The following is a 21,673-nucleotide window of genomic DNA, read 5'->3' as shown; positions in this document are numbered from 1 at the left end:
CACGGACGTTCACGCGGCGCTGCTGCTCCGCGGCATCCAGTGCCGGCACGTCAGCTCGTGCTCACTGCCGAGGCTCGTCCACCAGCGCTCGCAGCACGCGGAGTCCAGCTCCGCACGGACGATCGCCTCGGCGGCATCGCCGGCACGCCCGGCCCGTGCGACCAACTCCAGGAGCCACCGGCGCTGTTCGCCGATCACGGTCTCCCGCACCACGGCGATGACCGGCACGAGGCTGGCGGCGGCGAACAGACACGCCGCCCACGCGGGCCCGTACCGGATTTCCAGGATCGAGGTCCAGGCGAGCCCCGCGCTCGTGGCGATGTAGAGGACGCAGAGCAGGCGGCTGGAGCAGTTCATGGGCGTACACCGTCCTTGGGGCGGGATCGATACCCTTGTCCAACTGCTGACGGCCCGCGTGGACTCGGGTGATTTATCCCACCGTGACCTGACAGCAGGTCCGGCACGGTCATGACGGGGCGCCGACCACGGCCTTTGCCTGGAACGCGGCCCGATAGGCGTGCGGCGTGGTGCCCACCACCCGGCGGAAGCGTTCACGGAACGCGGTGGGCGACCCGAACCCCGCCTGCCGCGCGATCCGTTCGATCGGATGGTCGCTGTTCTCCAGCAGATACTGGGCCCGCCGCACACGCGCCCGCAGCAGCCACTGCAGCGGCGTGGTGCCGGTCTGCTCACGGAACCGCCGGCTGAAGGTGCGCTCGCTCATCCCCGAGCGCCCCGCCAGTGCCCCCAGGGTGATCTCCCCGGCCAGGTTGTCCTCGATCCACGCCAGCAGCGGTTCGAGCGCCGAGCCGCGCGGCACGGGCGGATACTCGTGCACGATGAACTGCGCCTGTCCGCCCTCCCGTTCCAGCGGTACGACGGACATGCGGGCGGTGTGCGCGGCCACGGCCGAGCCCAGGTCGCGCCGGATCATGTGCAGGCACATGTCCATCCCCGCGGCGGCCCCGGCGGAGGTGAGGATCCGCCCGTTGTCGACGTACAGCACGTCCGGTTCCACATGGACGTCCGGGAAGCGCCGTGCGAGCTCGTCGGTCGCCATCCAGTGGGTGGTGGCGCGCAGTCCGTCCAGCAGCCCGGCCTCGGCCAGGACGAAGGCGCCCACGCAGACGGACGCGATCCGGGTGCCGGCCCGTGCCGCCTCGCGAAGGGCCGCCGTCACGCCGGGGGAGGGCGGTCCGGTCTCGTCGCAGCCCGGCACGATGATCGTGTCCGCGTCCTCCAGCCCGTCGAGCCCCCGGTCGATCCGCAGGGCGAAGCCCTCCGTGCGTACCTCCGGCGACTCGGCGCACAGCCGGACGCGGTAGGGGCGGCGGCCGTCCGGCAGCCGTGTCCAGCCGAACATCTGGAACGGTGTCGCCATGTCGAACGGCACCACGTTGTCGAGAACCAGGATCGCCACGGTGTGCATGAGTGACACCCTAGGCGGATTCCCGCCACGGACATAAGCGCAGGTGGCTCAGGTGGACTGCGGTGATGGAGCGGGCAGATCGGTTGGCGGGAATCCGTTGGAAGCTGTCGTTTCAGCCCCTGTGCGATCACCCCGGAGATCCCTAGCGTGGGGCGGGTGACCAAGATCCTCCTCACTCTTCACGTCCTGGCCGCCATCGTCGCGGTCGGCCCCGTCACCGTCGCGGCCAGCATGTTCCCCCCGGCCGCGCGCCGCGTCCCGGCGACCGACGGGGCGGTGGCGGTGGGCACCGTCCGGCTCCTGCACCGCATCTGCCGCGTCTACGGCGCCGTCGGGGTCTCGGTCCCCGTCCTCGGCCTGGCCACCGGCCTGGCGATGGGAGTGCTGGGCAGCGGATGGCTCATCACCTCCATCGCCCTGACCGCCGCGGCCGCCGGCATCCTGATCGCCTTCGTCCTGCCCCGCCAGGAGGAACTCGTCGGCCAACTGAGCGCCGAGAAGCCCGTCGAGCACTCGGCCACGGTTCAACTCGCCATGTTCACCGGCATCTTCAACCTGCTGTGGGCGACCGTCACGGTGCTGATGATCGTCCGGCCCGGTTCCACGACGGGCGCCTGACACCCGGTGGAGCCGGCGGGGAACGGGCGGCACCGCGACCATGCGTCGGGGAGGAACCGCCCGTTCGTCGCACGTCAAGCGCTCTGGCAGAATTCGTACTTCAGTGTGCGTCGGCGCCTAGACTCGACAGCCGTGCCCATCTGCACACAGGGCCACGACATGAAAGGCGCGTTGACGGGTGTTCCAGGATTCCCCCATCTACGACCGGCTCATCGCGGAGCGCGGCGACATCCCCACCCAGGTGCGTAGGGAGGCCGAACGCGTCAGCAGGGAAGTCGAGTTCGCCATGCAGCCCCTGCTGCAGTCCGGCGGCCACGTACCCCCTCCCGGACGCCCCGCACCCCCCGCCCCGACCTGGCAGCGCAGCGCCCTGCCGCCGGGGCCGCAGTCGCGCTGAGCCCCGGACGGCCGGGCGGACCGGTCACGGCACCTTCGCGCTCGCCCCGTTGGCGTGCGTGTGCTCCCCGGAGGCCGGCTGCGCGAGCCACTCGGCGAGGGTGCGGGCGATCGGCTGGCCCGTGTCCACCTCGATGAACCCGAACTGCCCCGACTGGTTGCACTCCAGGAACCACCATGTCCCGTCGGCGTCCTCGACGAAGTCGAAGGCGCCGTAGGCGAGTTCCGCGTCCCGCAGATAGGCGCGGACGCCCTCGGCGACGCGCGGCGCGACCTCGACGGGACACCACGGCGCGTCGGACGCGGCGAACCGGACGTCCACCTCGGCCTCGGCGCCGGTCGCCTTGCGGGCCGCCAGCAGCTGCTCACCCACCGCCGTGAGGCGGATGTCGGCACGCTTGGCCACGCGTCGCTGCAGCAGGGTCGGCCCGAACGCGACGGCGGAGAAGTCCGCGTCCGGCCCCACCCTGCTGGTCGGCACAGCACGGGGCGGATCCTGCGGATGCGCGCCGGACACCGGCTTGACCACCAGATCCGGATAGCGCTCGGCGAACTCGCGGGCGGCCTGCGGGAAAGTCGTGATCAACGTGGCCGGAACGGGCAGACCGCAGCGCTGTGCCAGCCGCAGCTGCCAGGGCTTGTAGCGAGCCCGGCGCGCCGCGTCGGGGTGGTTCATCCAGCGCACGTCGCAGCCGCGCAGCATGCCGTACAGCGCCTGCTCCGCCTCCTGGGTCAGCCAGGCGGAGGGCGCCGCCGCCCGCGCCGCCGCGGCCCCCGGCCTGCGCATCCAGATCGACCGCAGGCCGTTGACGCTCACCAGGCGTCCCGCGGACGACAGATGGCCACGGAACGAGCCGTGCACATACTCACCCGACAGCGCGACCCCGCCGGTCACGTCGGCGGGATCGAGCCGGACCACCGGAACACCGGACGCGTTCAGGTGCACGACCACCATGTCGGCCGTCACGTCCTCTTCGTTGGTCACAATCAAGACCGTCATCGTCGGCGACCTGCGTTCAGTCGTCGAAGTGGGTCTTCGAGCCCGCCGTGGAGGTAGTGGTCCCCAACTCCCGCAAGAGCGCGTGATCACAAGCGGCTATTCGCCCGTCACGCAGCACGTTCAACTGCAGACCGGAGTCGTAAGCATACGCAGCGGTGACCTCCAACTCCGCTGCCGGCCGTGCATAGTTGAGCGCGAACGGTTGCATCGTCTCTCCCTCACAGGTGCCGCTCCGATCGAGCTTGGTCACCCAGGGGCGCCCCTCGGCCCGCCGACGCCCTTCGGTTTCCACTTACTTAAACGAATCGAACGGGTGATTGGTTTCCTTACTTTCTGTAATCAACGGCGTCCGGCGGTCCCGCAACGGGAGAACGGCGCAGGGTACGCAGTGCCAGCAAGAGCACGCCGATGTCGTCCAGATACACCGGATCGGGCACCAGATCGGCCGGCAGCACGAAGTACAGGACCGCGCCCCAGAACACCCAGCGCGGCCCCGTCGGCAGCCCGGCACGCCGCATCACACGTCGCGTGCGCACGAGCCGCGCCAGTACCCAGACGGCCACGGCGAGCACGACGGCCGCGAGGGCCACAATGACGACGATCGCCGCGGTGGTCGACTCCATGGACCCTCCTCCTGCCGGCGGCGCGCACCATGCGCACCTGCCGGTCGGATTCCCCCTTGCGGCCTGTGCATTGCATGGCAGCGCTCACTCGGCCGCACGCCGTCACCCGTCAGGACGGAAGACGCGCGAATCGGCCCGGTCACCTGCTCGCGCAGGCGCACGACCCGTCCACCCGCGCGCCGAAGCGAGCCCGCAGGACGCAGTACGCCCCCGCCAGGGATCCGGCGCAGCCGTCCTACGCCCTCCGGCGGCCCGGGATCTCCGGCTGCTCCTCGGCGGCCTTGTCCTCCTGCGCGTCCACCGACCCGGCCGCGGGCCTGCGTGTCCGGGCGGAGCCCTTGAAACGCTCGAAGGTCCGGGTCAGCTGCTGGAGCGGGGACCCCGCCGGGGACGCGGGGGTGTCGGGCCGGGTCCCGGGCACGGCGGCCGCGGACTCCCGGAAGGCGGCCAGCGCCGCGTGCGCCTGCTCGGCGGCCTCCCGGTACAGGTCGCGGGACTTCGTCATCGCCTCGAGCGCGTCGGAGTACATCGCCACGAGCTTGCGCTCACGATCGAGCTCCTCCGCCGGCGTCAGCAGCCGCCAGTCCTCCCGAAGGGCGGAGAGCGCCTCCTCGGCGCCGTCCGGCAGCGGACGCGACAGGGCGGCGAACCGCGTCACGGCGTGAATCAGCTCGGCCGGCTCCGTGCCGTCGAGGAAGACGCTGCGTACGGCGAAGTCGTCCGCGTCGTACCCGGACGGCGCCGGACTTCCGGGCAGCACCACGGCGCCCCCGCGCGGCACCTGTACGCCGAGGTCCCGCAGGGCCCAGTTCACGACGCGCAGTTGGCTGGGCGCGGCGCGGTGCTCGACCAGCCGGTGCCGCAGGCTCGGCGGCAGCATGCCGGCCAGGGGCGCGCGGCCGGCCTCGTCCGTGGTCATGGCCTCGTGGACGACCACATGGATGCTCCAGCGGTCACGCGCGCAGTCCCGCAGCAGGTGCCGTACGGCCTTGTCGTCCGAAGGCAGGGGGTTGATGTCCGTCAGGCGCAGGTCCGAGACCGGCGTGTGGTCCCAGGTCGCGTCGGGCTCCTGCGGCCAGAACAGGGTGGCAGGCGACGGCCACCGCGGGTCCCACGGCGCCTCCGCCTCAGCGATCAGTATCCAGTCCTGGCCGCTGCCGGAGTCGTGCTCGACGGTCAGCCGGGCTCGCACGGCCACCGAGCCGGCGACCCGCCATCGGGCCTCGAACATCCACTCCTGGGCACCCTCTGTCTCGGGCAGCTCCAGGAAGTCGTCGATGGCCCGGCTGTCCTTGAGGTGCCGCAGACTGAGCCGGAGTACCTCTTCCGCGGCGGGTCCGAGGTGGCGGCCACGGGCCAACCACACCGAGGGGGGAGTCGTGGGGCGGGTGCTGGAGGAGCTGGGCATGGGGTCCATCTGTGGGCGGGAGCACGTGCTCGTATCAGTATCGTCGCCGCAGATGCCTGCCCGCCGGGCGGGGTCCGCACACGGGGTGTGCGCCATCCGCACCGGCCGGCGTCCCTCACTCGTGGTCCGCACCGCTTCCGGTCATGACAATGACTCGGTGAGCAGGACCCGCCCACCATCCGCATTGGGGCGGGTCCTGCTCGTGACTCGGGGTCCGCTCAGTTGTGGTACGTGATGTAGCCGTTGCGGTCCCCGTCGTTCCCGCTCCTGGTGTAGGAGTGCGAGTCGGCCCCGGCGCCCGAGGGCTTGTACAGGTAGATCGAGTCCTTGTCGTTGTTCCACATGAAGTTGCAGTTGTCGCGGTAGACGACGTTCTTCGCGTCGGAGTCGCTGCCGTTGCCACCCCGGAGCTTCACGTAGTCCCCGGGCTGGAGGTAGTGGTTGGCGGTGAAGGCGAACCGGTTGCCGGCCTTGTCCTTCACGACGTAGCCCTTGAGGTTGACCGTGGTACCGGACGAGTAGTTCTTGATCGTCAGGTACTCCTCGTCGGTGTTGCCGGTCCGGCAGTTGTTCGAGTCGCTGCCGGGTGCGTCGTACTGGATGCCGCGGATCTTCAGCGCGGACGAGTACTCGGTGGCCTGGGCCGGTACGGCGGAGAGTGCGGCGAGCGTGCCGGCGGCGATGGCGGTTGTGGCGACAATGCGTATGCGCATGGTGAAACATCCCCCCTGTGTGGAGCTTGTGTGAAGATCAGGAGTGTATGCAACGCACAGGCGCGGTGTGGAGGCTTCACCGAAAACTGAGACGCGGGCGCGTCAGTGGGGGTAGGCGCGCGGTGGCCGCTGCTGGGTGAGGTCGTCGCGGAACTCCGCGATGACCGAGCTGATCTGGCGCATCAGCGCGGTGTTCCCGATGCGGTCGAGATACAGGTTGCGGCGGGCCAGGGCGGGTGCGTCGACGCAGAAGTACTGGGCCATGAGCGGATTGATGAACAGTTCGCTGTTCCTGGTGCGTTCGGTGAACCGGACATCGCCGAAGTCACCGCGTACGGCCGCCGCGACGGAGCCCTGGACGATGCTCGGGTGCTCCGGCGTGGCCCGTTGGGCGTGTTCCACCGCGTCGAGGTACAGGCGCCCCTCGTGGCTGTGGCGCGGCAGCGAGAACGTCCCGAGGTAGCCGCCCTCGCGGTCCAGCGCGGCGAGGTTCTCCAGCACCAGGGAGTGGTTGACCCCGTGATAGGCGTCCACGCCGAACCCGAGGCAGGCCACGAGTCGCACCGGAGCCTCGTCCAGCCCGGACACCGCGGCCAGGCTGGCCATGTCCTCCTCCGGCGTGCCCAGTCCGTGCTCGTCGCCGCGCATCAGGATGTCGGTCCCGCCGTCCACCAGCACGACGGCGTCCACGCCGCCCAGGTGCGCCAGGAGCGCGCGATAAGCGGCCCTGAGCGGCTGGACGCCCGTGAGGGGGAACGCGTACACGGTGTCGGGCAGGTCGTGCGCGGCGAGCCACCGCGCGAGCGTCCGCTCCGGGAAGTAGTCGCCGCGCGCCGCGGTGTCCGGGCGTATCGCCGCGATGTCGTGGTCCACCCACGCGTCGAGTGAGAGCCCGTACAGATCGGAGAAGGACAGGTTGGCCAGATGGACTTCCTTGCCGGCCGCGCGGAGCGCGAGGGCCAGGGGCAGCCCGGCGTACACGTCGAAACCGCCGCCCGCACCGGCGACGAGCACCCGCCGCGCATCGCGCAGCCGGGTGAAGAAAGGGGGCTCCAGGAGTGAGAACACCGGGGGACGCTAGCAGGTACTGATCATCCGGAGCGCGCTGACAAAGGCCGTGAGGGCCGGGGGTTGGAACCCCCGGCCCTCACGGTTTCAGCTTCGGCGTCTCAGGCGCCGCTCTCCCGGAGCATGTCCTCACGCTCGACGAGCTTCACGCGCTCACGGCCCTCGGGCTCGCCCAGCGCCTTCTCGGCGGCGTCGAGCTTGTACCAGCCGTCCCAGGTGGTGAAGCGGATCTCGCGCTCGGCGAGGAAGGCGTCCACCGCCTCCGGCTCGGGCGAACCCGGCGTCTGCAGACGGTCATGGGCGAAGTCGTCCAGCAGGTTGGACACCGTCTCGTTGGCGTCGCCCTTGGTGTGGCCGATCAGGCCCACCGGGCCGCGGCGGATCCAGCCGGTGACGTACGTCGACTGCAGGTGCTCGCCGGACTCCTGGATGACCCGGCCGCCCTCGTCCGGGACCGTGCCCGAGTCGATGTCCCAGGGCAGCTTGGGGAGTTTGTCGGAGAGGTAGCCGACCGCACGGTAGATCGCGGTGACGTCCCAGTCCTTGAACTCGCCGGTGCCCTTGACGTTGCCGGTGCCGTCGAGGGTGGTGCGCTCGGTGCGCAGGCCTACGACCTTGCCGTCCTCGCCGAGGATCTCGGTGGGCGACTCGAAGAAGTGCAGGAACAGCTTGTGCTGCCGGTTGCCGACGTCGCGGATCGCCCAGTTCTCCAGGGTCTTGGCGACCATATCGGCCTGCTTGTTGCCGCGCCGGGTCTCGATCGAGCCGTCGTCGTAGTCGATGTCCTCGGGGTCGACGATGACCTCGATGTTGGGGGAGTGGTCCAGCTCGCGCAGCTCCATCGGGCTGAACTTCGCCTGCGCCGGGCCACGGCGGCCGAACACGTGGACTTCCAGGGCCTTGTTGGCCTTCAGGCCTTCGTGGACGTTCGGCGGGATCTCCGTCGGGAGCAGTTCCTCGGCCGTCTTCGCCAGGATGCGGGCCACGTCGAGGGCGACGTTGCCGACACCGAGGACGGCGACCTTCTCGGCCTCCAGCGGCCAGGTGCGCGGAACGTCCGGGTGCCCGTCGTACCAGGAGACGAAGTCCGCGGCGCCGTACGACCCGTCGAGGTCGACGCCCGGTATCGGCAGCGCCCGGTCGGCCGTCGCACCCGTCGAGAAGATCACGGCGTCGTAGAACGCCCGCAGGTCGTCCAGGCTGATGTCGGTCGGGTAGTCGACGTTGCCGAAGAGACGGATCTGCGGCTTGTCGAGGACCTGGTGGAGGGCCGTGATGATGCCCTTGATGCGGGGGTGGTCGGGGGCGACGCCGTACCGGATCAGTCCGAACGGCGCCGGCATGCGCTCGAAGAGGTCGATGGACACGCCGGGTTCGGCGGCCACGTCGGACTTGAGCAGGGCGTCGGCGGCGTAGATCCCGGCGGGGCCGGCTCCGACGATGGCTACCCGCAGGGGGCGGGGCATGATCAGGGTCCCTTCGAGCGATGACAAGCGATCTCGTCGGGAAGCCTAAACTAAGGCAAGCCTAAGTCGGTACGCGGGTCCAACCTATGAGCTCATAAATCAATTCTATGGGCTGCACAGCATGAGCATGACGCGGGGTGCCGTACCGCACGAGGGCGTACGGCACCCCGCGGGTGGGTCAGCCGATGTGGTAGCTGTCCCCGTACACCTTCCAGTCGAGCGGCGGGTTCAGGTCGAGGTTGCCCGCGCGCAGGAAGACCCGCTGGGCCGTGTCGACCCGGCTGGTGTCGCTGTGGGCCTCCTCCTGCTTCATGGCCCATACCCGAGCGTCCAGGAAGGCGTGCAGGTACGTGACCTCGTCTCCGCCCTGCGCCGGGGGCCGGGCCTGGTTCAGGGCGCGCTTGCGTATGTTGCGGAAGCTGGTCGGGTCGGTGCCGTCGCCGTGCATGACGATCGCGTCGTAGTACGCGAACTGCCCGAGCGTGCGCAGCCCGTCCGTCCTGCCCTGCCGCGCGGCCGGACCGAAGTACACGCGGTCGCGCTCGTCGTCCTGCGCCCGCCGGAACTCCTGGTCCTGCGCGGCCCGGGCCCAGTCGCGCGGGAAGTTCGGGTCGAGTCCGTCGTGCGAGTCGGTGCCGTTCACCCGGCGCAGCGCCGGCAGGTACGGGGCGAGGACGTTGCCGGGGCGGCGGTCCGCGTAGAGCTCGACGAGGTCGAGCATGTCGCCCGTGCCGGAGCAGAAGCCGATGATCCCGGCGGTGTAGCCGCGGCCGTCACCGATGTCCTCGATGTACCTGTACTGCGCCTTCCAGTCGAGCGAGGAGTTCTCCGCGCTCGACACGAGCTTCATGGCGATCTCCTTCTTCGCCGGGTCGTCGAGTCCCACCGCGGCCGCGGCCGCGCGGGGGGAGTTGAGAAGGGGGACTGACGCCAGCGACGCGCCGATCAGGGCGAGCAGAGTTCGGCGCGAGGTGCGTGCTGGGTGCTTCACGGCGGCTCCAAGTGGAGGTGGGGGGTGGGGGGTTGGCCGTTGCGTGACACTGATAGGAAGGTTTCCTATCAGAAGGCGTGTGTGAGAGCACCGGTCGCGTCCAAGGTTCGTACCTATGCACAAACGGCCGCCGGCTACGGCAGCGGCTGCTCCGCCCAGATCACCTTGCCCGCGGGCAGGTACCGGGTGCCCCAGCGGTCGGCCAGCTGCGCGACGAGGAACAGTCCGCGCCCGCCCTCGTCCGTCATGGTCGCGTAGCGCAGATGCGGCGAGGTGCTGCTGCTGTCGAAGACCTCGCAGATCAGACTGCGGTCGTGCAGCATGCGCACGCGGATCGGCTCACCGCCGTACCGGATCGCGTTGGTGACCAGCTCGCTCAGGATCAGCTCCGTGGTGAACGACAGCTCCTCCAGGTCCCACGCCTGAAGCGTCCGCGTCACGGCCGAGCGCACCTGACCCACGGCCGCCGGATCGGACGGCACCTCCCACTCGGCGACCAGGTCGGCCCCGAGCGCCCGGGTGCCCGCCACGATCAGCGCGATGTCGTCGCCGGCCCGGGCCGGGCGCCGGGCCTCCAGGACGGCCTGGCAGGTCTCCTCCGGTGTCGGGCCGGCCTGGGACAGAGCGTCGCGCAGCAGTTCGAGGCCCTCGTCGATGTCCCGTTCACGGTCCTCCACGAGACCGTCCGTGTAGAGCACGAGCCGGCTGTCCTGCGCCAGCTCCAGCTCGGCCGTCTCGAACGGCAGCCCGCCCAGGCCCAGCGGGGGACCGGCGGGCACGTCGGGGAAGCCGACGGTGCCGTCCGGCTGGATCAGGGCCGGCGGCGGGTGGCCCGCGCGGGCCATCGTGCACCGCTGGGTCACCGGGTCGTAGACCGCGTACAGACAGGTCGCGCCGGTCACCGGGGCGCTGTCGCCCTCCTGGGCCTCGTCCTGGTCGATACGGGCGACCAACTCGTCGAGGAGCGCGAGCAGTTCGTCCGGCGGCAGGTCCAGGGCGGAGAAGTTGTGCACGGCCGTACGCAGCCGGCCCATCGTCGCCGCCGCGTGCAGCCCGTGTCCGACGACGTCCCCCACGACCAGCGCGACCCGGGCGCCGGACAGCGGCAGCACGTCGAACCAGTCGCCGCCCACCCCGGCCTGCGCCGGCAGATACCGGTAGGCGATGTCCAGGGCGTTCTGCTCGGGCAGACGGCGCGGCAGCAGGCTGCGCTGCAGCGTCACCGCCATGCTGTGCTCGCGCGTGTACCGGCGGGCGTTGTCGATCGACACCGCGGCCCGGGCGACCAGCTCCTCGGCCAGCGCCACCTCGTCCGCGTCGAACGGCTCGCCCTTCTGCGACCGCCAGAAGCTGACCACGCCCAGCACCAGGGACCCCGCCCTGAGCGGCACCGCGATCAGGGAGTGGATGCCGAACTCCACGACCTGTGCCGAGCGCTCCAGGTCCTGGGCACGCCAGCCCGGCGCCTCGTCCAGCCGCGGCTCGATGACGGCCTGTCCGTCCTTCAGCGCGCGGGCCTGCGGCGAGGAGTCGACGAACCTCAGCTGCTCACCCACCGGGTACAGCGGCGCGTCCTTGCGTATGCCGCTGCTCGCCGTGCGGCGCAGCCGCGTCGCCGCCTCCGGCTGCCCGCCCCCCAGCACGGCCTCGTACAGGTCGACGGTGGCGAAGTCCGCGAACCGGGGCACCGCCAGCTCCGCCAGTTCCTCGGCGGTGCGGGTGACGTCCAGGCTGGTGCCGATGCCCACACCGGCGTCGTACAGCATGTTCAGGCGCTCGCGGGCCTCCTCGGCCCGGCCGGACAGGGCCCGCAGCTCGGTCGAGTCCCGCAGGGTGGCGACGCTGCCGGACGGGCGGCCCCGCAGGGTGGTGGGGCGTTGGTTGACCGCCAGCAGCCGGTCCTTGACCAGGTGCACCTCGTCCGTGGCCATCCGGCCGGAGTCCAGCAGTTCGGCGGTGTCGGGGGCGAGGCCGAGGTGCAGCACCCGGTGTCCCTCGGCGTCGGCGGGCAGGTCGAGCAGGCGGTGCGCCTCGTCGTTGGCGAGCAGCAGCCGACCCTCGGTGCCGACGATGATCACGCCCTCCCGCACGGCGTGCAGGACGGCGTCGTGGTGCTCGTACATCCGCGTCATCTCGTGCGGTCCGAGACCGTGCGTCTGCCGCAGCAGCCGCCTGCTGACCAGTGCCGTGCCCGCCGTCGACAGGGCGAGCGCCACCGCCGCCGCGGTCAGCACCAGCGGCAGCTGCCGGTCCGCGGTACCGCCCACGGTCGCCTTGGTGACCCCGGCCGAGACCAGCCCGACGACCTGTCCGTCGGGTGCCTTGATGGGCACCACGGCCTGCACGAGCGGTCCGATGGTGCCGGTGATCTCCTCGGTCACGACCCGCCCGGCCTGCGCGGGTGCGATGTTCCCGACGAACTGCTTGCCGATCCGGTCCGGCTTGGGGTGGGTGTAGCGGATGCCGTCGGTGTTCATGACGACGATGAAGTCCACGTCCGTCGCCTCGCGCGCCGCCTCGGCACGGGGCTGCAGCACGGCGGACGGATCCGGGCTGCTCAGCGCCTCCCGGGTGCCGGGCGCGTTGGCGAACGCCTCGGCGACGGCCACCGAGCGGTTACGGGCCTCCTGCGTGGTGTCGTAGCGCACCTGCAGCACCAGCGCCACCACCGCGGCGACGACCAGCAGCAGCACGATCACCACCTGCAGCAGGAACACCTGCCCGGCGACACTGCGTCCGCCCACCGCCGCCCGCAGGGCGGAGAACCACCCCTTGCGCCGCCCCTGAGCCGGCTCGTCGCTCGGGACCCCCGGCTCGGACACTCCAAGGAAGCGGTCGGACGCACCGCGTGTGCGCAGACCGCTGGGACGAGGGGCCGACCGGGCCCCGGATCGACCCAATAGTCGGACCATGTGCCCATGTCTACACTGCCGGGCCCCGGGAGGCGAGAGACGTCACAGACCGTGACAGGACTTGCCGGCTCTCCCACACCACGGCCACGGGTGTGATGCCCGGATTGGTGCAACTCCCGTCCCCGCAGCAGGGTTACGACGCCGAGAGTGAAGCACGCTGCCCTCGGCGCGCGCCTCAGCTCGGGCGCAGGGCCGTGGCGCGCCGAGTGGCGAGCAGCAGCGCGATGTCGTCGGGGCGGTCCGCCATGTGCCGGGCCGCCGCGGTGAGCCGGTCGGCCACGCCGGCCAGCGAGCGTCCGCCCGGCCGGGCACCGGGGGCACCCGCCTTGGCCAGCGCCACCCGCAGTGCGCTGATGCCGTCGTCGATGTCGGCGCCGGGCCGCTCGACCAGCCCGTCCGTGTACAGCGCGAGGACGGCGCCCGGCTCCATCCGCAGCTCCGCCACGGGATAGGTGGCCTGCGGATCCACGCCTAGCACGACCCCGCCGGGCAGGTCGACGACATGGGTACGGCCGTCCGGGCGGCGCAGCAGCGGTGGCGGATGCCCGGCCACGGCGGCCTGGGCGATGCCGCTCCTCGGGTCGAGCCGGATGTAGCAGCAGCTCGCGAACAGGCCGGCGTCGAGGTCGATGAGCAGGTGGTTGGTGCCGCTCATGACCTCGTCGGGCGGCCGGTCGCCGAGTGCGAAGGCCCGCACGGCGCTGCGCAGCTGGCCCATGGTGGCCGCCGCCTGCACGCCGTGCCCCTGCACATCGCCGATGACCAGGGCCAGGCCGTCCCCGGCGGCGACGACGTCGTACCAGTCACCGCCCACCTCCATGCCCTGGGTGCCGGGCAGATAGCGTCCGGCGGTCTCCATCAGCGGATGCTGCGACAGCCGCCGCGGGAGCAGCGCCTGCTGCAGCCCACGGGCGAGCGCGGCCTCGCTCTCGTAGCGCTGCGCCTTCTCCATGGCGTGGGCGATCAGTCCGGCCATGGCGGTGAGCACCGTGCGCTCCTCGGTGCTGAAACTGCGCGGCCGGTCGAAGCCGAGGATGCAGGACCCGACGGGGCGCCCGGAGGCGATCAGCGGCAGGAAGGCCCGGGCCCCCTCCGTCGCGTCCAGCGCGATGCCCGGATAGGCGTCGGAGAGCTCCTGCATCGAGTCGAAGAACAGCGGGCGCCCGCTGGTCAGCGTCTCGACCCCGGGCAGCCGCTCGTCCAGCCCGACCCCGTCGAACGGGGCGAGGAACCCCTTGGGGAAGCCCGTCTCCCAGGCCAGGTACAGATGCCGCTCCTGCAGCAGGTAGATGGCGAGCCGTCGGCCGCCGAACACGGGCAGCAGCTCCCGCATCACCACCGCCGACACCTGACGGGCGGTGACCGCCTCGGTCAGCGCGATGGCAAGCACGATCGGGCGGTACAGCGGGGCCAGCGAGGGCGCACCGGTCGGGGCCGGGGTGCCGTGCGCCTCCGGGGCGCCTGACGGGCTGTCCGCGACGCGGTGCCCCAGACGGATCGTGCAGGTCAGAATGTCCGGGCCGGGATAGATGGACAGGGCGAGCCAGTCTCCCGCCACCGGGTGGGTGGCGCGCTCACGGACCTGCGCGGACGGTCTGCGCACGTGGAAGTGCACCGGATCCGGGGACAGCAGCGCGCCGCGCATATGGTCCTCGAGGGTGGGTTGGTTGAGCCACGGCACGCCCTCCCACAGAGCCCGGCCCAGCAGCTCGGTGCGTGGCCGGCGCAGCAGCCGCGCCGCGTGCGGATTCGCGTAGACGACCGTCCCCAGCCGGTCCAGGCACAGCACGCCGTCCGGCAGCAGATCGGCCGCCGCGTCCGCCACCGCGCCCGGCCCCGGGTCGACCACCACGCCCCGTACGTTCGTCGAACGGGAGCGTGCGGAATCGTCGTGCGGCCCCCAGACCTCGACCAGGCGTAGTGCCCCGTCCGCCGAGCGCACATACAGCGGCAGCGCGGGCGGCCGGCCACCGGCTGCCTCCCGCAGCGCCGCCAGGATCCGCACCGCGTCAGCCGGAGCGACCGCGTCCGCGAACGCCTCGGCGGTGCTGTGGGCCTCCGCCTCAGCCATGCCGAGTACGACGTTCAGCCGCTCGTCCGCCGCCAGGACGCCCGTCACCGGATCCCAGGTGAACCGCCCGAGCTGCCCGGACGGAGGGCGGCCGGCCGGGGGCCGCAGACACAGGGGCCCGCTCTCCCAGGACACCGCCGACGCGTCCTGGTCCTCCAGCTTCTCGAGTGCCACCCCCAGCTCCTCGGCCAGCCGCGCGACGCGGTCGCGCAGGGGCATCAGCTCGGTGCCGTCCGCCGCCGACGGCAGCAGCACGGTCAGCACACCGAAGACGCTCGAGGCACCCGCGACGGGAACGTGCAGGGACCCGAACGGGAACGGCAACCCGGCCGCGAACTGGGGATAGCGGCGCATCGTCTCCGTCGCGTTGGGCAGCGCCACCTCGACCCCGAGCCGATAGGCGTCAGCGACGGGGAACGGCCGGTCCACATGCACCCGCCACCACGGCCGGAACAACGGCCCCGGCAGCCCTTCCAGCACCGCCAGACGCAGCAGGCCGGGCGTGCCTGAGCGCAGATAGACCCCACCGGCGTGGGCACCGGTCGCGCTGATCGCCTCCGCCGAGGCATCGATCAGCAGCGCCGCCAGCCTGCCCGGCGCCCGCTCTGCGCCCTCGGCGCTCCCAGTCATCGGCCCTACCTCGTCCGTACGCCGTCACGCGCGCGACACAGCAAGAATGCGCCACGAGGCCCCCCGCCCGCACCTGGGCGGCACGAACCGAACACCCGGTCGCGGCACCGGGCTCGTCACCGCACCACCGTGCCGGGTACCCAGGATGACGCGGACCGACGCAGGCGCCCGAAAGGGCAGCCTCCCCGCAACCGGGCAGGGCCTGTCGCCGTTGTCGGTGCGAGTCCCGGTGCTCTCGGGAAGACTCGGGAACAGACCGGCGGGGCGCACAGGCAGGAGACAGAGCCATGGAGTACTACGACCTCGGCACCTACACACGCTCCGTGACCACCTCTTCGGCGCAGGCCCAACTCTGGTTCGACCGCGGGCTGATGTGGACGTACGCCTTCCACCACGAGGAGGCCGTCGCCTGCTTCCAGGCGGCTGCCGAGGCCGACCCCGACTGCGCGATGGCCCACTGGGGCATCGCCTACGCGCTCGGCCCGAACTACAACAAGCCGTGGGAGTTCTTCGACGACGAGGACCTGGTGCGCACCGTCGACCGCACCCACGCCGCCGTGGAGACGGCCCACGAGAAGGCGGCCGCCGCCACACCCGTCGAGCAGGCCCTGATCGGCGCACTGCGTGCCCGCTACCCGCAGGCGAAGGCCGTCGACGACTGCTCGGTCTGGAACGCCCCCTATGCCGACAGCATGCGCTCGGTCTACGAGCTCGCCCCCGACGATTTGGACGTCGCCACCCTGTACGCCGACGCCCTGATGAACCTCACCCCCTGGCAGCTGTGGGACCTCAGGACCGGCGAGCCGGCCGAAGGCGCACGCACGGTGGCGGCCAGGGCCGTCCTCGAACGCGCCCTCGCCACCGACGCGGGACGCGACCACCCGGGCCTGGTCCACCTGTACATCCACCTGATGGAGATGTCCCCGACCCCCGAAGCCGCCCTGTCGATCGCGGACCGGCTGCGCGGGCTGGTGCCCGACGCCGGGCATCTGCACCACATGCCCTCGCACCTGGAGGTGCTCTGCGGCGACTACCGGCGGGTGGTCTCGGACAACACGACGGCGATCGCGGTCGACGAGAAGTACCACGCCCGGGCCGGCGCGATGAACTTCTACACCCTGTACCGCTCGCACAACTACCACTTCAAGATCTACGGCGCGATGTTCCTCGGCCAGTCGGAAGTCGCTCTCAGGACGGCCGCGGAACTCGAGGCGTCCATCCCCGAAGACCTGCTGCGCGTGCCGAGTCCGCCCATGGCCGACTGGCTCGAGGCCTTCCTCGGCATGCGGTTCCACGCCCTGATCCGCTTCGGCCGCTGGCACGACATCCTCGCCCTGCCGATGCCCGCCGACCCCGAGCTGTACTGCGTGACGACCGCGATGCTCCACTACGCCCGCGGCGTCGCCCTGTCCTCGACCCGCCGCGTCCCGGAGGCCGAGACGGAACGCCGGCTCTTCCACGAGGCCGTCGCCCGGGTCCCCGAGACCCGCATGCTCTTCAACAACACCTGCGCCGACATCCTCGCGATCGCCTCGGCGATGCTCGACGGCGAACTGGAATACCGCAAGGGCAACCACGACGCCGCCTTCGCCGCGCTGGAACGCTCCATCGCACTGGACGACAACCTCCCCTACGACGAACCGTGGGGCTGGATGCAGCCCACCCGGCACGCCTACGGCGCCCTCCTTCTCGAGCAGGGCCGGGTCGAGGAAGCCGAGGCGGTCTACCGGGCCGACCTCGGCCTCGACGGCACCCTCCCGCGCGCCCTTCAGCACCCCAACAACGTCTGGTCCCTGCACGGCCTGCACGAGTGCCTGACGCGCCTGGGCCGGACAGGGGAGGCCCAGATCGTGGGCCGGCAGCTGCGTCTCGCCGCCGCGCTGGCGGACGTACCGGTCGAGGCCTCCTGCTTCTGCCGACTCGACGCGATCACCGCAGGCGGCACCGAGGGCGACTGCTGCGCCGACTGACGGGTTCAGTCACCCGTGGATGCGTCGGGCAGGGGCTGTTCGAACCAGACCACCTTGCCCGTGCTCACCCTCGTCGCGCCCCAGCGCTGTGACAGCTGGTCCACCAGGAACAGGCCCCTGCCGCCCTCGTCGCTCAGCCGGGCGTGCCGCATCCTCGGCACGATCGGCGAGTCGTCGCCCACTTCGCAGCGCAGCACGTCCGTGCAGAGCAACCGCAGGGTGATCGGCCGGGACGCGAAGCGCACTGCGTTCGCCACCACCTCGCTGACCATCAGCTCGGTCGTCTCCACCAAGGACTCCAGTCCCCAGTGGTCCAGCGTCCGGCGGGTCAGCCGACGGGCCTGGCCCGCGGTCTGCGGGCGGGGCGCCATGTACCAGTACGCGACGGTCTCCGGCAGGATCCCCTCGAAGCGGGCGGCGAGCAGCGCGATGTCGTCGTCCCGGTCACCCGTGCCCAGCGCGCCGAGCGCCTCGTCGCACAGGTCCTCGAGCGCCGGCGGCACGGACCCGGACGCGGCCGCGCGCAACCGTGCACGCAGCGCCTCAACGCCGGCCAGTACGTCCGAGTCGCGGGACTCGACCAGGCCGTCGGTGTAGAGCAGCAGGGTCGCACCGGCCGGTGCGTGCGTCTCGACGGACTCGAATCCGCCGCTGCCGACGCCGATCGGCGCCCCGGGCGGGACGTGGAGAACCTCCGCCCGGCCGTCGGGATGGAGCAGCACCGGGGGCAGATGGCCGGCGCTGGACACCACCAGCCGGTGCTGCACGGGGTCGTACATGGCGTACAGGCAGGTCGCCGTGTGCTCGCTGCCCAGCCGGCCCGCCTGCTCGTCCAGATGGTGCAGTACCTCGTCCGGGGGCAGATCGAGCCCGGCCAGGGTCTGCACGCTGGTGCGCAGCTGGCCCATGATCGCGGCCGAGGTCATGGAGTGGCCCATCACATCGCCGATGACCAGGGCGACCCGGTTGCCGGGCAGCGGGATCGCGTCGTACCAGTCGCCGCCGACCTGCGCGGTCCGCGAGGACGGCAGATAGCGGCTGGCCAGTCGGACACCGGGCGCCTCCGGCAGGGACGGCGGGAGCATGGTGCGCTGCAACGTGTCCGCGATGGCCGCCTCACGCTCATAGAGCATCGCCTTCTCCAGCCCGAGTGCGGTGTGCGTGGCGAGCTGGGAGGCGACGATCAGGTCGTCGTCGGTGAACTCCGGGCGGCCGGTTCCGCGGATGAGGACGACGCTGCCCAGGACGTGGCTGCGGCCGTGCAGCGGGGCGATGATCAGCCGGCGCCCGGGCGGCACCGCCGGGGGAGCGCTCGCCGTCCCCAGCAGCTCGGCCGCCGCGGAGGTGACGCCCGGGGTGTTTCCGAACACCGGCCGCCCGTCCTGAAGGAGCTTGCTGAGCAGGCCGTCGGCGGCGGGGTTCACGACCTCTGCCGCCGGGACGGCGCGTATGTCGGTCGGGGGCGGTCCGGAATACCGGGTGCCCGGGTCCGGAGGTGACGCGCGGTCCGCGCTGTGCAGCCGCAGGACGCCGGCGGCGGCGCCCGCCTCGTCCCCGACCGGCAGGGGTGCGTACAGGTGGACGAACGCGGTGTCGGTGAATGCCGGGACGGCCGCGCCGCACAGTTCGTGCAGGGTCTCGTCGAGGTCCATGCCCCGGGCGATGCGGCGGGTCGCCGCGTCGAGGTAGCGGAGCCTGTCGATGTGCGGCTCGGCGTCGTCGGGTCCGCCGGCGAGGGGGGTGCCGGGGGAAGCCTGTGTGGCCGGCGGCGCGGGATCACCACCTCCGAGCTGCTTCGTCATGCCTGTCCTTCCGTCCGTGCGGCCTGCGCCGGGGCGGGCGGGTCAGGGGTCGTCAGGAGTGCCGTACGCACCGCAGGAAGATCTGTACCTCGGGCTGGATGTCGGCGACCGCCGGAGCGTAGGTGTACGAGGACTCCCCGACGATCTCGAAGCCCGCCGACTCGACGACCTCGCGCAGCTCGTCCCGCAGATAGCCGGAGACGCGGATGCTGCTGCCGATGAACGGGATCGCGAAGTCGTCCACGTCGGCCTCCACCATCGACAGCGCGAACGGTGCGCCCGGAACCAGCAGGTGGCGGACGGTCTGCAGGGCGAGGGGGATCTCGGGGCGGGGCAGCATGAGCAGGGCGAAGAAGGCGGTCAGCGCGTCGAAGCGGCCGAGGTCCAGGGAGCCTGAGGGCCGCAGGTCCGCGATGTCCGCCCGGTGGAACTCGCCGCCGGGCACATGATCGCGGGCCAGCGCGACCATCCGCTCCGACAGGTCCACTCCGACGACGTCGAAGCCCGCTTCCGCCAGCCGGCGTGCGGTCGGGAGGCCGGTGCCGCACCCGAGGTCCAGTACCCGGGATCCGGGCGGCAGCGACCCGATGAGCCACTCCGCGTCCGCGACCTGCCCTTCCTTGTGCGGGAAGGCTTCGTCATAGCGCTCGCCGATGGCGTCGAAGGCCTCGGCCTGACCGGTCCGGTCGAGCCGCAGGGTCCGGTAGTCGAGCTCGTCGGCGGGATTGCTCACAAGGGTTCTCCTTGCAGGCATTATGGGCTATTTCCCTGAATTCCTATAGGTGAGGACGGTTCGGTGCCGACCGCCGGGGCTCGTTGGATCCCGGCGGTCGGCGTGTCCGTCATGCCGGGGATCTACGGCGCCACGTCCTCCAATCGCCGGCCGCTCGTCTCCTCCGCCGCCACCCCTGCCGTGACCGCCCCGACCAGTGCGACCGCGGCGAGGGTCACGAAGACGGTGCCGAGGGCGCCGCCCGCGTACACCGCGCCGACGACGATCGGGCCGAGGATGACGCCGAGCCGGTTCACGGCGCCGCCGAGGCTGGTGCCGAGGGCCCGCATCCGGGTCGGGAAGAGTTCGGGGGTGTACAGGTACAGGCAGATGTTGGCGCCGAAGAAGAACACCGCCGACAGGGACGTCCAGATCAGCACGCTGCTCGCCGAGCCGCCCGCGAACAGGCCGAGGCAGAGCAGGCTGAGGGCGGCGCCGCCCAGACACCAGGTGACGGTGTGCCGGCGGCCGACGCGGTCCACGGTCAGGGCGACGGCGAGGCAGCCGAGGAAGCCCGCGCAGGACGTCACGGTCGAGTACAGCAGCGCGTCGGACAGGTCCAGGTGGAACCGGGAGCCGTAGATGGTGGGCAGCCAGGACGAGATGCCGTAGTTGACGAAGTAGCCGCAGAACCACAGGACGCAGACGACCAGGGTGCGCTTGCGATAGCGGCCGGACAGCAGCTCGCGCAGACCGCCCTTGGCGGCGGACTGCCGTGCGACGGGGGCCGCGGGCGCCGGCTGCGGCAACGGCTCGCCGGTGATCCGCTCGACCTTCGTCTCGATCGACGCCATCGTCGCCAGCGCCTCCTCGTGCCTGCCGTGGTCCGCGAGCCAGCGCGGCGACTCGGGCACGAAGCGGGTCACCAGGACGCACAGGACGCCGGGGATCGCGGCGAGGCCGAACATCCAGCGCCAGCCGAGGATCGGCATCAGCCACCAGGCCAGCACGGCGCACGCGGTCAGACCCGCCGGGAAGACCAGCTCGTACAGCAGGACGAAGCGGCCCCGTTTGTGGGCGCGGGTGATCTCGGCGATGAAGGTGGCCGCGACCGGCACCTCGCCCCCGATGGCGAGACCCTGCACGAAGCGCAGTGCCATGAACGGCCCCGGCGAGTCACACAGTGTGAGCAGCAGGCTGCTGAAGCTGGAAAGGGCGATGCACGCCGCGATCACTTTCACCCGGCCGATGCGGTCGGCCAGGCGGCCGGAGAGGAGTGCGCCGACGAGCATGCCCAGGGAGCCGACCGTGATCAGGGACGTGGTCTGCCCGGTGGTCAGCTGCCACTCGGCGCGCAGTTCGGGCAGGGCGTAGGCGATGAGCAACTGGTCGAAGGCCTCGAAGAAGGTCACCGCGCCGATGATGAGCCGGACGGTGACGTGCCACCGGCACAGCGGCAGGCGTTCGAAGCGGGCGCCGATCGCGGCGACGAGCGCCGCGGTGTCCGCGGGCCGGCCCGCGGTGGCATGGGGAGTGTCGGTCGTCATGGAGGGGTCCTCCGGACCCGCGCACGGGGTGCTGGGAAAGGCACAGGATACGCACGGGACGGTTCGGGCCGGTCGGCGGTGGCTGGACAGCCGTACGCCGGCTCGGCGACAGAGGGGGACGGGGCTCGGAGATCGGGGCCACACAGGCCATCTGGCTAAGCGCTAAATCTCTCAGCGCTCAAGTTTTATCCCGTCTGTGGAGCGGCCAGTCAAGGGTTCTTCCTCACGTCGTGCAAAAAACTTGCCGGGTTCCCCTTGCGGTGAAAATAGTTAAGCCCTTAGATGTTCAGCACTTCGATACATCCGATCCGGAGGTC

Annotated in this window: 18 protein-coding genes; 3 read left to right on the top strand and 15 right to left on the bottom strand. The window is 71.4% G+C overall.

What is annotated here, in order from left to right:
• Positions 1-9: 9 nt before the first annotated feature.
• Together ACZ7M7_RS16940 and ACZ7M7_RS16935 are read right to left on the bottom strand one after the other, a co-directional pair.
• Positions 10-357 carry a hypothetical protein gene (locus tag ACZ7M7_RS16940; RefSeq protein WP_383601859.1) on the bottom strand — a complete coding sequence of 116 codons (348 nt, stop codon included), beginning with the start codon at positions 355-357 and terminating at the stop codon, positions 10-12.
• 109 nt (positions 358-466) lie between these two features.
• Complete coding sequence (locus ACZ7M7_RS16935) at positions 467-1,429, bottom strand: GlxA family transcriptional regulator (RefSeq protein WP_451168509.1); 963 nt, start codon at positions 1,427-1,429, stop codon at positions 467-469.
• 156 nt (positions 1,430-1,585) lie between these two features.
• Between ACZ7M7_RS16935 and ACZ7M7_RS16930 the strand changes: the two genes are divergently transcribed.
• Positions 1,586-2,047, top strand: a complete 462-nt coding sequence (locus ACZ7M7_RS16930; RefSeq protein WP_383601865.1) for a DUF2269 family protein — start codon at positions 1,586-1,588, stop codon at positions 2,045-2,047.
• Positions 2,048-2,225: 178 nt separating this feature from the next.
• Positions 2,226-2,444, top strand: coding sequence for a hypothetical protein (locus ACZ7M7_RS16925; protein ID WP_383601868.1), 219 nt, complete (start codon positions 2,226-2,228; stop codon positions 2,442-2,444).
• A gap of 24 nt (positions 2,445-2,468) precedes the next feature.
• Here the strand turns inward: ACZ7M7_RS16925 and tgmB are convergent, their stop codons facing one another.
• From tgmB to ACZ7M7_RS16875, 10 genes are all read right to left on the bottom strand, one after another.
• The gene (tgmB, locus tag ACZ7M7_RS16920) at positions 2,469-3,443 is read right to left on the bottom strand and encodes an ATP-grasp ribosomal peptide maturase (protein ID WP_472117276.1); all 975 of its coding nucleotides are present in this window, start codon (positions 3,441-3,443) and stop codon (positions 2,469-2,471) included.
• A 16-nt stretch (positions 3,444-3,459) separates the two neighbouring features.
• On the bottom strand, positions 3,460-3,651 hold the full coding sequence (gene tgmA, locus ACZ7M7_RS16915) for a putative ATP-grasp-modified RiPP (protein WP_369275309.1): 192 nt from the start codon (positions 3,649-3,651) through the stop codon (positions 3,460-3,462).
• Positions 3,652-3,769: 118 nt separating this feature from the next.
• Positions 3,770-4,066: a DUF1232 domain-containing protein gene (locus ACZ7M7_RS16910; protein ID WP_472117272.1), complete on the bottom strand. Its 297-nt coding sequence runs from the start codon at positions 4,064-4,066 to the stop codon at positions 3,770-3,772.
• A gap of 235 nt (positions 4,067-4,301) precedes the next feature.
• The gene (locus ACZ7M7_RS16905) at positions 4,302-5,474 is read right to left on the bottom strand and encodes an HAD family hydrolase (protein ID WP_472117269.1); all 1,173 of its coding nucleotides are present in this window, start codon (positions 5,472-5,474) and stop codon (positions 4,302-4,304) included.
• Between the two features lie 218 nt (positions 5,475-5,692).
• The gene (locus ACZ7M7_RS16900; RefSeq protein ID WP_383601879.1) at positions 5,693-6,187 is read right to left on the bottom strand and encodes a lamin tail domain-containing protein; all 495 of its coding nucleotides are present in this window, start codon (positions 6,185-6,187) and stop codon (positions 5,693-5,695) included.
• A gap of 102 nt (positions 6,188-6,289) precedes the next feature.
• Positions 6,290-7,255, bottom strand: coding sequence for a DUF1152 domain-containing protein (locus ACZ7M7_RS16895; protein WP_472117265.1), 966 nt, complete (start codon positions 7,253-7,255; stop codon positions 6,290-6,292).
• A 101-nt stretch (positions 7,256-7,356) separates the two neighbouring features.
• A complete protein-coding gene (locus ACZ7M7_RS16890; RefSeq protein WP_427845507.1) occupies positions 7,357-8,721 on the bottom strand; it encodes an FAD-dependent oxidoreductase in 1,365 nt (454 codons plus the stop codon).
• Between the two features lie 178 nt (positions 8,722-8,899).
• Positions 8,900-9,712, bottom strand: a complete 813-nt coding sequence (locus ACZ7M7_RS16885) for a chitosanase (RefSeq protein WP_472117262.1) — start codon at positions 9,710-9,712, stop codon at positions 8,900-8,902.
• Positions 9,713-9,846: 134 nt separating this feature from the next.
• On the bottom strand, positions 9,847-12,624 hold the full coding sequence (locus ACZ7M7_RS16880) for a SpoIIE family protein phosphatase (RefSeq protein ID WP_472117259.1): 2,778 nt from the start codon (positions 12,622-12,624) through the stop codon (positions 9,847-9,849).
• 175 nt (positions 12,625-12,799) lie between these two features.
• Entirely contained in the window at positions 12,800-15,325 is a 2,526-nt protein-coding gene (locus ACZ7M7_RS16875; RefSeq protein WP_472117256.1) for a SpoIIE family protein phosphatase, read from the bottom strand.
• A 287-nt stretch (positions 15,326-15,612) separates the two neighbouring features.
• Between ACZ7M7_RS16875 and ACZ7M7_RS16870 the strand changes: the two genes are divergently transcribed.
• On the top strand, positions 15,613-17,295 hold the full coding sequence (locus ACZ7M7_RS16870; RefSeq protein WP_472117253.1) for a tetratricopeptide repeat protein: 1,683 nt from the start codon (positions 15,613-15,615) through the stop codon (positions 17,293-17,295).
• A 5-nt stretch (positions 17,296-17,300) separates the two neighbouring features.
• Here ACZ7M7_RS16870 and ACZ7M7_RS16865 read toward each other — a convergent pair whose 3' ends face one another.
• From ACZ7M7_RS16865 to ACZ7M7_RS16855, 3 genes are all read right to left on the bottom strand, one after another.
• Positions 17,301-19,097, bottom strand: coding sequence for a SpoIIE family protein phosphatase (locus ACZ7M7_RS16865; RefSeq protein ID WP_472117250.1), 1,797 nt, complete (start codon positions 19,095-19,097; stop codon positions 17,301-17,303).
• Positions 19,098-19,149: 52 nt separating this feature from the next.
• Entirely contained in the window at positions 19,150-19,851 is a 702-nt protein-coding gene (locus ACZ7M7_RS16860; protein ID WP_472117247.1) for a class I SAM-dependent DNA methyltransferase, read from the bottom strand.
• Between the two features lie 101 nt (positions 19,852-19,952).
• The gene (locus ACZ7M7_RS16855) at positions 19,953-21,356 is read right to left on the bottom strand and encodes an MFS transporter (protein WP_472117244.1); all 1,404 of its coding nucleotides are present in this window, start codon (positions 21,354-21,356) and stop codon (positions 19,953-19,955) included.
• Positions 21,357-21,673: the final 317 nt, after the last annotated feature.

This window comes from Streptomyces sp. NPDC111606 (assembly GCF_055656945.1).
The sequence above is the reverse complement of the archived record's forward strand: the minus strand, read 5'-3'. Positions and strand labels throughout refer to the sequence as shown.